We start from the raw sequence: 12,989 nt of genomic DNA on the forward strand, positions 1-12,989 counted from the left end.
ATGTATCTTAATTTCCAAAAATAAGAAACAAAATTCAGAAATATTTACAGGGAATTTAGAATGTTCCTCTATCAAGCGAACTAGTTGCCTAGATTAATCGGCATGGGTCATACTGAATATATCTCGAAAACTACCGAAAGAAAGAGGTTGAATCCGATGAAAACTGAGCAGGAGTACTTTGAAGAAGGACAAACGATTCAGGAATATATGGACAACATGAGTAAACTGAAAGAAGAAAGCTTTCAAGTGTATGAAAACTTTAAACTTCCGGATGATGGCTTTGCTGAACAATTAAAAGATTTTCCAGTTCACTTTTTGATTATCACGGAAGATTGGTGTGGCGATGCGATGATGATTAATCCGGTCATTCGTAAACTGGCTGAAGCGGCGGAAAAAGAGACGCGCGTTGTGTATCGGGATGAAGATACGGATTTGATCGATCGTCATTTAACCAATGGTTCACGCTCGATTCCGATTGTTTTGATTTTGAATGATCAAGGTGAGTTGGTGGGCGAATGGGGGCCGCGTGCTCCGGAAGTTCAACAAATCGTCGATGAATTTCGTGACAGCCTTCCTGACAAAGAGGATCCTGATTTTAAAGAGAAACAAAAAGAAATGATTCAAGAACTGACACGCAGGTACAAAGAAGAGCCTGAGCTTTGGCATTATGTGTATGAAAATTTCAAGGGGACCCTTTTGGTGTTGGATGCAAAAGGCGAGGTTGAATAATTTGAGTGGACAGGAGCTATCGTTTTTAAACGGTAGCTCTTTTTCGAATTTTGGTAAGTCGGACGAAAGAAGTCCGAAGTGAAGTAGGATTTTTTCATCATAAAGGCGAAGAGTATATAGAATGGATATCAATAAAGAAAGAGGTGAAAACATGCCGGATAATTCCGATCGTTATCTTGCATCATTCAATCGGATTGAAAAAGCATTACGCACGCAATTCGGAAGCGATGAATACCAAACATTTAGCTTCATGGTCAAAGAATCATCGAAAAAGAATGCCGTCGTAAAGCGCTATGAAAATGATTTACGTGAATTTGCCGATTTACGTAACGCGATTGTACATAATTCAACGAATCCTGCTTTTACGATCGCCGAACCGCATGACTCGACCGTGGAAAAAATCAAGATGATTGAAGAAGAGATTATTCACCCACGAAAAGTGTTCCCGACATTTCAAAAAGAAGTGGTGATTTTTCAAGCAGGACCTAGCCACGCTTCGTTACCGAAAGTGGCAGCACTAATGCATTGATCTTTGTTGCGATCTTAAGCTTGATTCATTGGCGACGATTTTACAAACCATTCGCGAACAAGAATTTACCCAATTTCCGGTATATGATGGTGAAAAATTCATTGGCCTTCTTTCCGAAAGTGGGGTCACCAACTGGCTATCGAGGAATGTGGAAGATGAGATTGTTTCTTTGGTGGAGACAAAACTGCATCAAGTCATCTCGTATGAGGAAGAACAGCATAATTATGAATTTGTCGATCGCGAAATGTCTGTTTATGATGCAAAGGAAATCTTTAAAGACAACCTGGAAGAAGGTATAAAAATTGATGCCTTATTGGTCACCGAAAATGGTAAAGAAGAGGAAGGTTTATTAGGAATCGTGACAAGATGGGATTTTTTACGAATACAATAAATAACTAAGGGGGAATATTTCTTATGAAATCAGAAGGATGTATTAAATGCGGAAGTACCGATGCAGCCACAAAAGAAATCGCAACAAGCGGGGCAGGGCTATCGAAATTATTTGATGTGCAGCATAATAAATTTCAAGTTGTTTACTGTAAGAATTGCGGCTACTCCGAGTTATACAACAGAAACACTTCCACTGCAGGGAACATCGTTGACTTGTTTTTCGGTGGATAAGATTTCGATTAAAGGATGGATTAAAAGGGAACACGTATAGCATGCGATTCAATTTTCTGTTCACTAACAAAAAATGAATGGAGGCTAAACATGTCCGAAAAGAAATATAACAAAAAAGATAGCGAGAAAATCGCTGAAAAAAATTACGATCCATCCTATGACCAATCGGATGATTCACAGTTTAAGGAAGGACTAGCTGAAACACGCGAGCAGGTTTCTGATGATTATAGCGATGGAACAATTGATCGGAAAAAAGATCAAAAAGACTAAAATAGGAAGGCATGTCAATTTGGAGTGCGATTGATATGCCTTTTTTTATGTCTTATGGATTGTTCAAAAAAATTATAAGGCTAAGTTTCACAGGTTTATTAAATTATAGAGATAAAAGTCGTAAGATGAGTTCTCACGGCCATATCTGAGGTAAATGATGTCGTCATCAGCTTAGGAATCGGTCTTGATTTTTTCCTCGAGCAATTGCATACGTTCATTAAAGAGCGTCGGATAAGACAGGAAGCCAAGCAATGCACTAGTAATTACGGCAGTCGTCAGTAACAAGAATAAAATTAAAAGCTGAAATAAAACGGCTTGAACAGGGTCAGCGCCGGCAATGATTTGTCCGCTCATCATTCCGGGAAGTTGAACGAGCCCGATCGTTTTTTGGCTTTCAATTGTTGGGATAATACTTGCTTGAATCGACGTTTTCAATTGTCGTTGAACAGCTTGTTTCGGCGTTCCGCCAAGAGATAAAATCAGCTCGGTTTCATTGCGTTTGTCATCCATTTCGGCCGTAAACCGATTTAAAAATAAAATTCCAAGCACCATCGAGTTTCCAATGACCATTCCACTGATGGGAATCACATACTGAGCTGTTGGTGGAGTAATCCCCAATCCGATCAGAACACTTTGCGTTAATACCTCGACAAAAATGAATGTCCCCACCAATTTCCAAGTGATACCTTGAATGCTGGTTCCTTTTTTTCTGGCGTTTTGGGTGGCTGCAACAATCATTAAGCCGACCATGAGCCAAATGTAAATGGAGCTTTCCGAGTCGAAGACGAACTGCAAAATATAACCAACCGCAAGTAGTTGGATGATGGAGCGTATCGTCGCAATGATTGTATCTTTCTCAAGCCCAAGATTTAACGTTTTAGATAGAATTAATGGAATTAAAACAAATATGAGTGAAAAAGCTAATGTTAGATAACTCATTGAAATTCGCTCCTTACAAATGCTTTGACCCGTTCATCGTTCGGTTGATTTAGAAATTCGCTCTTTCCTGTCTCAATCACTTCGCCGTCCATCATCACCCAGCTGTAATCACCGATGTTTAAAGCCTGACGTAAGTTATGGGTAATCCAGACAATCGTCGTTTTATATTCTTCATTAATTCGTTTGATCAATGATTCGACTTCTTGTTGAGAAACGGTGTCGAGTGAAGAAGTTATCTCATCGAGCAGCAGGACACTTGGACGATTCACAAGTGAGCGTGCGATCGAGATGCGTTGTTTTTGTCCGCCGGATAAGCTGTTACTATTTTTATCCAAGAAAGAAGCGGGTAGGCCGACCATATCCAACAGTCTTGATGCTTCTTCATCGGTTAATGTCTTGTCCTGTAATTTCAACGGAATAGCCAAATTTTCTCTGACCGTCCCTTTTAGCATCGTCACGCCTTGCATGACCATACCGACTTTTTTCCGGAGATCGACGGGGTTGTATTCATCAATTGGCTGATCATGAATGTAAATTCGTCCTTTAGTCGGTGAAATCAGCCCATTGCACAGCCGGATTAACGTCGTTTTTCCAGCTCCGGAAGGTCCGACAAGTGTTGTGATTTCCCCTTGATTAAATCCGTGATTAATATCTTTCAAAATTTTCGTGTCATCAATCGTGTAATCAACATGATCGAATCGAATAGCCTGTTTTGGTTCCATTTTTTCAGCACTTCCTTTTTTGCAACATCTATTCTTATCTTAAATGAGCGTTTCCATTTCGCAAAATAATTAAGCACGGAATAGTTATAAAGATGCACGGAATAGTTCGAAAAAACCACGGAATCAACTCGATTTAGGACGGAATCATTGGATAAAAGCACGGTATGCCCGGGTAGCAAGACGGAATGAGTCCATTAAAGCGCTTAATTACCCCAAATTCCATCCCATCTATTGTCATACATAGCCTTTGTTTTAGCATCACAAACTATAGATGAATTATAAGGGAAAGGTGTGATAAGAAAATGAAAAACGTCGATTGGTTACCGATCGTTGCATCCATCGGAATTGGAGCGGCTGCCTATAGTATGATGACAGGCAGAGGAGGCCAACTTCAACAAATGATTCCAGGTATCAACAATATGATGGGACAAGGACAGCAAGGAAGTCATTCCTCGAAACATTAGTGGAAAATAAAAGAGCTGTCGCGGTATGACAGCTCTTTTCACCTATACATGTGCAGTTTTTGCTGATTGGATCAACGTCTGGATCTCTTCCTCGTTTCCTTGATGGAGAAGGTCGACAATTTTACTGCCGACGATGACACCATCGCAATACGCGGTTAGCTCCCGCACGTGTTCGGGAGAGGAGACACCGAAACCGGCAAACACGGGTTTATCTGTTTGTTGCTTGATGTTCGTTAAATGGTTGCCCAATTGGTCACCAAACCTATTTTGTACACCTGTTATGCCGTTAATCGTTACGGCATATAAAAATCCTTCCGTCTGCTCGGCAATTTTAGCCAAACGATCCGGTGTACTGGTCAGCGTGGCTAATCGGATAAAGGCAATCTCGTGTTCTTTTAGTGCGTTCGAAACAAGGTCGGATTCTTCCAAGGGAACATCCGGAACAATCACACCATCCACGCCACTCGCCTCACAATCTTCGGCAAATCGTTTAGGACCGTAAGTAAAAACAGGGTTGATATAGGTCATCAACACAATCGGTATATCACGCGATTCTTTAAAACGTTTTAATTCATCCAACACTTTTTTTAACGTGACACCACTCGTTAATGCACGTTGGCCAGCCGCTTGAATGGTTGGTCCGTCAGCGACAGGGTCTGAGAATGGAATACCTAACTCAATGATGGTAGCTCCTGCGTTGGCCAATAATCGAATTTGTGATTCCAGTTGATCTAGTCCGCCATCGCCGGCCATGATATAAGGAACAAATGCTTTATCACCTTTATCCAAAACCCGCTGAATTGCCGTATCAATTGAAAATTTACCCATGAAAGCCACCTCCCAAATGAGCTTTTACCGCTTCGACATCTTTATCGCCACGACCGGATAAACAGGCGACAACAGTATGATCACTCGACAATGACTCTGCCAACTTCATCGTATAAGCGATTGCGTGTGAGCTTTCGAGTGCAGGAAGAATCCCTTCCGTTTTCGACAATAACTGTAAAGCTTCCAATGCTTCATCGTCTGTGATTGATGAGTAAGTGACCCGGTTGGATGCATGTAAATAGCTATGCTCCGGTCCGATACCTGGATAGTCTAAACCTGCGGAGATCGAATGTGCTTCTTGGATCTGTCCGTCTTGATCTTGCAGTAAATAAGTCAAGGTTCCGTGTAAGATGCCAGCAGATCCGCCTGTTAATGTAGCTGCATGCTTTCCGGTTTCAATGCCTGAGCCTCCTGCTTCAACTCCGTATAACTGAACGTCTTCTTCCTCTACAAAGGGTGCGAACATGCCCATTGCATTACTACCACCACCGACACAGGCAACAACAGCATCCGGCAGTCTTCCTTCCTGTGTCACGATTTGTTCTTTCGTTTCATCACCGATCACGCGTTGAAAATCCCGGACAATTTGTGGGAAGGGATGTGGTCCCACAACAGAGCCAATAATATAATGAGTATCGGTTACATTGCTCACCCAATAACGCAATGCTTCATTGACGGCATCTTTCAACGTCCCACTCCCTTGATCAACGCTTTTGACGGTCGCACCTAATAACTCCATCCGAAAAACATTTAGCTTCTGTCGTTCAATATCTTCTTTTCCCATGAAAATGACACAATCTAAATCGAGTAAAGCACACACGGTAGCCGTTGCGACACCGTGCTGACCAGCTCCTGTTTCAGCAACGACTTTCCGTTTACCCATCCGTTTAGTTAACAGCGCTTGGCCGAGTGCATTGTTAATTTTGTGTGCACCGGTATGGTTTAGGTCTTCACGCTTTAAATAGATTTTTGGTCCGCCAAGTGATTCAGAGAGTCTTTCGGCATAATATAAAGGTGTTTCTCTACCGACATATTGGCGTAAATAATGATCTAACTCCTGTTGAAAAGCTGGATCTTGTTTGGCTTGTTGATAGGCTTCTTCTAATTCGAGAACTGCGGGCATTAATGTTTCTGGAACAAATCTTCCACCAAAATCACCATAATATCCTTGAGCGTTCGGTTGTTCAGTCGTAATCATATTTTCATCTCCTTACTTTTTGCTTGCGCCACAAAGGCATGAATTTTTGAAACATCTTTTCTTCCGCCTGTTTCAACACCGCTTGATACATCGACTCCAAAAGGTTTCGCCGTTTTGATTGCTTCCTGTACATTGCCTGGGTGCAGTCCGCCAGCTAAAATAATCTGACTATGGCGCGGAGTTCTTTGATTCAAAATCTGCCAATCAAACGATTGACCCGAACCACCACGATATTTTCCTCCAGGATGGTCCACTAACGAATAAGCAACGTCATACATAGAAATTCGTTCTAGATCATGTAGTTCACGGATTGAAAAAGCCTTGATGACCGGATTATCGATTTGTTCACATTCCGTCGGCGTTTCGTCCCCATGTAATTGGATCATGTCTAAACCCGCGAAAGCAGCGATTTGATTGATTTCTTCAGGCGATTCATTGACAAACACACCTACTTTTTTGATCGTTTGCGGTAAAGAATCGGTTATTTCTTTGACGACCTCTGGTTCCACCCGTCGTGAGCTCTCTGCAAAAACGAATCCGATAAAATCGGCGCCAGAAGCGGCTACGGCTAAAGCTGTCTCTTTATCTTGAACACCGCAAATTTTAACGATCATGCAAGCTCACCTCGTTTATCGGGATACGTAGTTCATCAAATGTTTGTTTTAAATTACTGGACTGCATCATCGTTTCGCCAACAAGAATTCCACGGACACCTGCTTGTTGAACACGCTCAACGTCTGCTGTAGTTTTTATCCCACTTTCGCTAATGAGTAGTGTTGCAGGATCCTGAATCTGTTCGGCTAACCGCTCCGTTGTTGCCAAGTCAACGTCAAATGTTTTTAAATCACGATTATTGATTCCGACGATATTCGCGTTTAAATCATTCGCAATTGTCGCTTCTTCCTGGGTATGAATCTCCAATAAAACTTCTAAGCCTAATCCGGTTGCATAGCGATACAGCTGTTCTAAGCGAGCAGGTTTCATAGCCGCAGCGATTAATAAGATCACATCGGCCCCATAGTCGAGTGCACGGTCGATTTGTATTTCATCTAGAATAAAATCTTTGTTTAAAACAGGAATGTTGATGCCCTGTCTGATACGTTGTAAATCACCCATAGTTCCCTTGAAAAAAGGTCGGTCTGTTAAAACAGAAACAGCGTTGGCACCAAACTGTTCATACATTTTCGTATGAGACTCAGGATTCGCATCAACATTAATCAGCCCTTTAGAAGGGGATGCACGCTTGAATTCTGCAATAATACTCATTCGGTCGGATTGCTGAAAAGATTGATATAAAGAAACGGAGGATTTCTTTTGATCCGAACGTCGATGGTAGGACCGTTTTAACTCAGTAATTTCCTGTTGTTTTTTGATTAAAATTTCATCCAAGATATTCATGGTCTTCACGCACCTCGCTTTACTCGTTGACTATACTCAATCAACATTTCTAACTTTTCATTTGCTGCTCCGGAATCGATGCTTTCTTTTGCTGCAAGAATTCCTGCTTCTACGGACGAAACGTTTCCGTTCGCATAGATTCCGAGTCCCGCATTAAGTAACGTCGTATCGCGATAAGCCCCTTTTTTTCCTCGCAAAACACGTTTTAAAATTATTGCGTTATCTCTCGTATCCCCACCACGAATCGCTTCTAGTGGGTATGCAGGTAATCCAACATCTTTTGGATGTAACCGAAAATCGGAAACGGTTTTCCGGTCTAGCAGAGCAAGTTGGTTATAGCCGGCAAGAGAGGCTTCATCCATTCCTCCTGCACCGTGGACGACGATGGCCCGTTTTCTCCCAAGTTGTCGAAGAACTTCAGCCATTTCCGTGACCATATCTGCACGGTTGATCCCAAGAAATTGAGACGAGAGTGCTACTGGGTTGGTCAATGGGCCAATAAGGTTCATGACCGTCGGAATTCGTAAAGTTTTTCGAACCGTCATCAGCTTTTTCATAGCCGGATGGATGGTCGGGGCAAATAAGAAAGTAATGCCATTTTGTTCGAGTAGCTCCTTTGCATGCTGGCCTGACAACGATAAATTGACACCGAGTTCTTCTAACACATCTGCACTGCCCGTTTTACTGGAAACACTACGATTTCCGTGTTTCGCAACGGTCAGTCCGGCACCAGCCATGACGAATGCAGCTGTCGTGCTAATATTGAAGCTCATGGATCCGTCGCCTCCTGTACCGCAGTTGTCGATAATATCCGGTAAGTCGACTGGTAGTTGCAGTGATTTTTCTTGAATCACGGAGGCTAATCCAGCAATCTCTTCTGGGGTTTCACCTTTTACTCGTAAAGCTGATAAAAATGCCGCGCGCTCAATATCTGTAATCTCTTCTGAGAATAATTGCTCTGCTGCGAGCTTCATTTCATTAAAAGATAAGCTTTTCCGTTCTGTGACCATACGTAAATATTCCAACATCGAATCACTCCTTTTTGTCGTTTAAATATAAAAAATCCCTTATGAACACATTTGATATGCGTTCATAAGGGACGATCGAAACCGCGGTGCCACCTTTAGTTGAAGAGAGAATTCTCTTCCAGCTCTGACCCGTTAACGGAGGGGAACCGTTTTTTCCTACTCTTCGCATTTCGGAAAAACGCTCTGAAGTCCATTCAGCTTACTGATCATGCTGGATTTTCACCGACACCAGCTCTCTTTGATGATCTACATAAGCCTACTCATCTTCGTCATTGATTTATCGTTATATGATTATAGAAAACAAAAAGGTTCCCACATCCTAAATAAAGGACGAGGGAACCCGTGGTACCACCTTTGTTAGCTTCAAAAAGCTCACTTAACGACATCCAGCCATTTGCTTGAATGTGTGTCTCAGATAACGACGAGACATTTCGCCAAAGCCTACTTACGCATTCGTTTCGGTTTGGAAGCTCGGAAGGCCATTCATTCATTTCGCACACTGGTTCACACCGACCACCAGCTCTCTGAAGTACAGAAAACGAACTACTCTTCTTCGTCAACGCATTTCATTCATTTGATTATTCAATAGCATAAAACGAATTTTATTCATTGTCAATAAAAATTTTAAGATAAAATATTTATATCGAATATATAATAAGTTAGTTACTTTTTAAAAGTCAAATTATTTGCTGATAGGAAAAAATAATCCTTTAGGTTCATGAAAGTTATGCGCATACTTTAGAGATTGTCAAACTAAATACATAATTCATGCGTTAAAAATAGAAATTAATGTAAGTTATTCGGGTGTTAATTACTAAAACGACCAAAAAAATTTATTCAACTTTTGAAAGTAGGTAAAATGTTCTGTTTTTTAAAAATTGTCAGCTAACAGTTGAATTTAAATCTTGGAATCTTCTAAGGTAGGTACGGTTGCAACTATGGGCTTTAATTGGGCCTATGATGCAAACTTCCTCGGCTTACAAGATGGTCTCGATTGGGCTGGTCAGCAATTGGACCAAGCGGGAGATTTTGTAGCAGACACTTGGACTTCCGCACAGGAAAAAGTTGACGAAGGATTGGAATTTATCGGTGAGAGCCTTAAAAGCGATCTTGATTCGTTAAATCCTTTCACCTAGCATACAATTTTTCATAACAGATTCGCTAAACTATACACAAAGGATTGATGGCATAATGAAATGTACCGTACAGGGCGTCTATATGAATCTAAGATATAGAATCGTAACGATTGATGAAAAAGATTACATCATAGATTTAGGAGATTCTATATGGAAAATTTTATTCCCATTTTTGTATTGGATTCTGCCAAACACGGCTTACCAAGTTAATCATTATGAATTGATCGAAAAAATAAAAGCACCGAAAGTAAAACAGAAATCAACAACCCGTGAAGGGCTGCTTGCAGGATTAATTGGGGTGCTATTAGCTAGTTTCCTACAACCATTGATGCGTTTTTTTGATGTTGAAGGAACAACACTCATCAATTCATCGATCGTATTGATTTCATTTTTGCTTGTTATATTCGTGTATTTCTATATAAATCAAAAGAATCGAAAAAAATTACTTCAAACCGTCAATCTAAAAAAGTATTCGACAATCCGAGTATGGATCAGACCGCAATCATTTAAGTATATGTTCTTTATTTTATTAACCTACTTATTCTTTTTTGGATTTACCTTGTTGATGTGGGGTGGATTTATACAAGTAGCAGCTAATGTTCTTATCCTTATATTTGGCATGTTGTTTTTATTTATTGCGTTATTTACAGGACTTTTAGCAATCGGAGTAGGAGATTACAACGTTAAGATAAAAAGTGATGAAAAAGTAGCTGTGTAAGCTTGATTCATAGAGGAAATGAGCTGTTATCAATAGAATGGACTTATTCGGTCATTTAATGAATGGATGTGAAAGGGAGGAATAAAACGATGTTACCGATTGGCTCAGTAGTTTACTTAAACGAAGGTAGGACCAAAATAATGATTTTGAATAGAGGGCCCATTTTTTCTGCCGAAACCCCGGACGCAGCAAGAATCATGTATGATTATTCAGGTTGTTTATATCCGCAAGGCCTTGATCCAAACAATGTGTTTTATTTCAACGAAGAGAATATTGACAAGGTTTTATATGAAGGTTATAAAGATGAAGAGGAAGATCGGTTTCAAGAAGTATACCATCATTGGATAGAGGAAAATAAAACATCCATTAAAAAAGGAACGGTCCCAGGACCATTAAGGTAAATAATTGGTGACGAAAGGAAGTATATGTTGGAGGACTACAAAGTAGGTCGATGGAAGGAACTTTTTGAAGCCTTCGAGAAAGCTTTTTTCTTGTTGACGAATGAAGTTGAAAAAGAAATAACGAGTATATCTGAAGCTGCCACTCTCGTTCACTTTCATGAGATGTGCCTGGAACATGCACGAAAAACGTTATACGGTTATTTAGATGCAAAGGGCATATCGGTTAAGACACCAAGGCAAGCGATTAAAGAAAGTTCAAAATTAGGTGTTCTTGCGAATGAGAAATCGTGGAACCGTGCGTTTAATCGGCGCAACCTAGGGTACTTCTTATTTACGGAAAAAGTAGAGAAAGAAATGGTGAAGGATATAAAAGAAGAGTACTATCCAATGTACACAGATTTACAACAAAGAATGAGAGAAGAAATGGAGTGAAGTTCACTTCATATCAAGATGTATGCGTAAAGGCTGGACAAAGCGTTGCTCTTTGTCCGAGCCTTTTTCTATTTGTCGTTTTTTTACGACTATTGGTGCTAATTCAGTCGCTTCGTTCATTGATCTTTACGTAAAAGTTTCTATTCCGTGGCCCATCAAATTCACAGAAGTAAATTCCTTGCCATGTACCTAATAAGATTTCTCGGTTATCGATAATAATGAATTGTGAAGTGCCGACTGTGCTCGTTTTCATATGTGCCGCGGTATTCCCTTCAGCATGTCGATCGAGTTCATGTGCCCATGGGAATATTTCATCAAAGCGTCTCAGCATATCCGTTTTAACATCTGGGTCGGCATTTTCGTTAATTGTAATGCCGGCAGTTGTGTGAGCAGAGTATACAACTGCACTTCCGTTAATTACTTGTTCTTCTATAATGAAATCTTGCACTAGTTTGGTAATGTCGACCATCTCGCTATGATGCTCTGTTTGAATGGAAAATTTTCGTAACATCGTCAAACTCCTTTCAAAATGGTGATTGTACACATATGCATAAGCCGTGTCTATGTAAACCTAACGATGCATTGAAGGAAAGCTCCTTTTCCAAAATCGTTAGGTTTTTTGGTTTATTAAATTAAAGATAGAATTAAACTGATCACTACAATAGCACCAATAATCATTAAAATCGTACGTAACATACCATCACCATCCTTTTGTAGAATGCTCACAAGTCAATCCCCTCAATCAATGAAGTGTAAACATCTTTTCGCAAGGAAATGGGGTGGTGAAGTTTAGTTACTATTCCTTTCAATTTTGTTTTTTGAGTGGTTCTGTGAAATGGTCTTCTTCTTCATCAGCCAACCGCACAAAATATGGGTAGAGGGTAATGTATGTAAGAAGTAGCAGTCCCCATAGAAGAAAAATCAACACCGGCGAAAGGCTGGTTAACGGTAATAGAATAGGAAGAAGCAAAGGTGATGTAAAAATCATAAGTCTACAACGGGAGTTTTTCGTGATAAATTGACTTGATTGGCATTTTGGACAAGGAATGCGAGTATCCAAGCGGAGTGAGGCTTGCCATGTTTCTTTCCATGTCCATTTTTGTTTACAGACCGAACATGCGGGTAAGCGCATACTTAACCCTCCTAACTATAAAACTTTCGTGCCATTCGGAACGTTTTCATCCGGCTTTAACAACACGACATCACCCTGCTCAGGTACACCTCCGATGACAAGCACTTCAGACTTGAACCCAGCGATTCGCAGTGGCTCAAAACCTGTGACGGCAACGACTTGTCGACCGATCATAACATCTGGTGAATAGCGCTTCGTAATTTGTGCAGAAGATTGTTTCGTACCAAGCTCACCAAAATCAATCCATAGCTTGATTGCAGGCTTTCGGGCTTCGTCAAAACTTTCCGCAGCTGTTACTGTTCCGATTCGAATATCTAAAGCGTGGAAATCATTAAAGTCTGGCATGATCAAAAACTCCTTTTGATATGGCTTATTGTCATTATTCTTTATTATAGCAAAAATGATATACAAAAAAACCCAAACCAAAATTGGTATGGGTAAACA

At 40.5% G+C, this 12,989-nt stretch carries 20 protein-coding genes and 2 other annotated features; of the genes, 10 read left to right on the top strand and 10 right to left on the bottom strand.

Annotated features, from left to right (window positions below; translation table 11 throughout):
- The first annotated feature begins 156 nt into the window (after positions 1-156).
- The 5 genes from KC820_RS07205 to KC820_RS07225 all read left to right on the top strand — a co-directional run bounded on the left by KC820_RS07205 (position 157) and on the right by KC820_RS07225 (position 2,149).
- Positions 157-729, top strand: coding sequence for a thioredoxin family protein (locus KC820_RS07205; protein WP_212369750.1), 573 nt, complete (start codon positions 157-159; stop codon positions 727-729).
- Between the two features lie 121 nt (positions 730-850).
- Positions 851-1,258, top strand: a complete 408-nt coding sequence (locus KC820_RS07210; protein ID WP_212369753.1) for a hypothetical protein — start codon at positions 851-853, stop codon at positions 1,256-1,258.
- A 28-nt stretch (positions 1,259-1,286) separates the two neighbouring features.
- Positions 1,287-1,649: a CBS domain-containing protein gene (locus KC820_RS07215; RefSeq protein WP_212369755.1), complete on the top strand. Its 363-nt coding sequence runs from the start codon at positions 1,287-1,289 to the stop codon at positions 1,647-1,649.
- A 23-nt stretch (positions 1,650-1,672) separates the two neighbouring features.
- A complete protein-coding gene (locus tag KC820_RS07220; RefSeq protein WP_212369758.1) occupies positions 1,673-1,879 on the top strand; it encodes a zinc ribbon domain-containing protein in 207 nt (68 codons plus the stop codon).
- 90 nt (positions 1,880-1,969) lie between these two features.
- Positions 1,970-2,149, top strand: coding sequence for a YozQ family protein (locus KC820_RS07225; RefSeq protein ID WP_212369760.1), 180 nt, complete (start codon positions 1,970-1,972; stop codon positions 2,147-2,149).
- A gap of 171 nt (positions 2,150-2,320) precedes the next feature.
- Here the strand turns inward: KC820_RS07225 and KC820_RS07230 are convergent, their stop codons facing one another.
- Both KC820_RS07230 and KC820_RS07235 read right to left on the bottom strand, forming a co-directional pair.
- The gene (locus tag KC820_RS07230) at positions 2,321-3,088 is read right to left on the bottom strand and encodes an ABC transporter permease (RefSeq protein ID WP_212369763.1); all 768 of its coding nucleotides are present in this window, start codon (positions 3,086-3,088) and stop codon (positions 2,321-2,323) included.
- On the bottom strand, positions 3,085-3,810 hold the full coding sequence (locus tag KC820_RS07235) for an ABC transporter ATP-binding protein (RefSeq protein WP_212369766.1): 726 nt from the start codon (positions 3,808-3,810) through the stop codon (positions 3,085-3,087). The genes KC820_RS07230 and KC820_RS07235 overlap by 4 nt, the downstream gene beginning before the upstream one ends.
- Before the next feature lie 302 nt (positions 3,811-4,112).
- On the opposite strand from KC820_RS07235, the gene KC820_RS07240 reads away from it, so the two are divergent.
- A complete protein-coding gene (locus tag KC820_RS07240) occupies positions 4,113-4,274 on the top strand; it encodes a hypothetical protein (protein ID WP_212369769.1) in 162 nt (53 codons plus the stop codon).
- A gap of 42 nt (positions 4,275-4,316) precedes the next feature.
- Here KC820_RS07240 and trpA read toward each other — a convergent pair whose 3' ends face one another.
- From trpA to trpD, 5 genes are read right to left on the bottom strand one after another with little or no spacing between them, the layout of a single operon-like run.
- The gene (gene trpA, locus KC820_RS07245) at positions 4,317-5,102 is read right to left on the bottom strand and encodes a tryptophan synthase subunit alpha (protein ID WP_212369772.1); all 786 of its coding nucleotides are present in this window, start codon (positions 5,100-5,102) and stop codon (positions 4,317-4,319) included.
- Complete coding sequence (gene trpB / locus KC820_RS07250; protein ID WP_212369774.1) at positions 5,095-6,300, bottom strand: tryptophan synthase subunit beta; 1,206 nt, start codon at positions 6,298-6,300, stop codon at positions 5,095-5,097. Before trpB ends, trpA begins: the two co-directional genes overlap by 8 nt.
- Positions 6,297-6,914 carry a phosphoribosylanthranilate isomerase gene (locus KC820_RS07255; protein WP_212369777.1) on the bottom strand — a complete coding sequence of 206 codons (618 nt, stop codon included), beginning with the start codon at positions 6,912-6,914 and terminating at the stop codon, positions 6,297-6,299. Before KC820_RS07255 ends, trpB begins: the two co-directional genes overlap by 4 nt.
- A complete protein-coding gene (trpC, locus tag KC820_RS07260) occupies positions 6,904-7,698 on the bottom strand; it encodes an indole-3-glycerol phosphate synthase TrpC (protein WP_212369780.1) in 795 nt (264 codons plus the stop codon). Before trpC ends, KC820_RS07255 begins: the two co-directional genes overlap by 11 nt.
- A gap of 5 nt (positions 7,699-7,703) precedes the next feature.
- Positions 7,704-8,726, bottom strand: a complete 1,023-nt coding sequence (gene trpD, locus KC820_RS07265) for an anthranilate phosphoribosyltransferase (RefSeq protein ID WP_212369783.1) — start codon at positions 8,724-8,726, stop codon at positions 7,704-7,706.
- Positions 8,727-8,790: 64 nt separating this feature from the next.
- Positions 8,791-9,008 (bottom strand) — a binding site (T-box leader).
- A 41-nt stretch (positions 9,009-9,049) separates the two neighbouring features.
- Positions 9,050-9,295 (bottom strand) — a binding site (T-box leader).
- Between the two features lie 336 nt (positions 9,296-9,631).
- Between trpD and KC820_RS07270 the strand changes: the two genes are divergently transcribed.
- The 4 genes from KC820_RS07270 (at position 9,632) to KC820_RS07285 (ending at position 11,413) form a co-directional block, all read left to right on the top strand.
- Entirely contained in the window at positions 9,632-9,862 is a 231-nt protein-coding gene (locus tag KC820_RS07270; RefSeq protein ID WP_212369786.1) for a hypothetical protein, read from the top strand.
- Positions 9,863-9,917: 55 nt separating this feature from the next.
- Complete coding sequence (locus tag KC820_RS07275; protein ID WP_212369789.1) at positions 9,918-10,580, top strand: DUF443 family protein; 663 nt, start codon at positions 9,918-9,920, stop codon at positions 10,578-10,580.
- An 89-nt stretch (positions 10,581-10,669) separates the two neighbouring features.
- Positions 10,670-10,981 (top strand): DUF4176 domain-containing protein, encoded by a 312-nt coding sequence (locus KC820_RS07280; protein WP_212369792.1) that lies wholly within the window; start codon positions 10,670-10,672, stop codon positions 10,979-10,981.
- A 24-nt stretch (positions 10,982-11,005) separates the two neighbouring features.
- Complete coding sequence (locus KC820_RS07285; RefSeq protein WP_212369794.1) at positions 11,006-11,413, top strand: nucleotidyltransferase substrate binding protein; 408 nt, start codon at positions 11,006-11,008, stop codon at positions 11,411-11,413.
- A gap of 103 nt (positions 11,414-11,516) precedes the next feature.
- On the opposite strand, the gene KC820_RS07290 is transcribed toward KC820_RS07285, so the two are convergent.
- The 3 genes from KC820_RS07290 to csaA form a co-directional block, all read right to left on the bottom strand.
- The gene (locus KC820_RS07290; protein ID WP_212369796.1) at positions 11,517-11,924 is read right to left on the bottom strand and encodes a secondary thiamine-phosphate synthase enzyme YjbQ; all 408 of its coding nucleotides are present in this window, start codon (positions 11,922-11,924) and stop codon (positions 11,517-11,519) included.
- 294 nt (positions 11,925-12,218) lie between these two features.
- Positions 12,219-12,545, bottom strand: coding sequence for a TIGR04104 family putative zinc finger protein (locus tag KC820_RS07295; RefSeq protein WP_212369799.1), 327 nt, complete (start codon positions 12,543-12,545; stop codon positions 12,219-12,221).
- A 15-nt stretch (positions 12,546-12,560) separates the two neighbouring features.
- Entirely contained in the window at positions 12,561-12,890 is a 330-nt protein-coding gene (gene csaA / locus KC820_RS07300; protein ID WP_212369802.1) for a chaperone CsaA, read from the bottom strand.
- Positions 12,891-12,989 lie beyond the last annotated feature (99 nt).

Source organism: Allobacillus saliphilus, from assembly GCF_018138385.1.
In the GTDB taxonomy this organism is placed as follows: Bacteria; Bacillota; Bacilli; order Bacillales; family Alkalibacillaceae; genus Allobacillus; species Allobacillus saliphilus.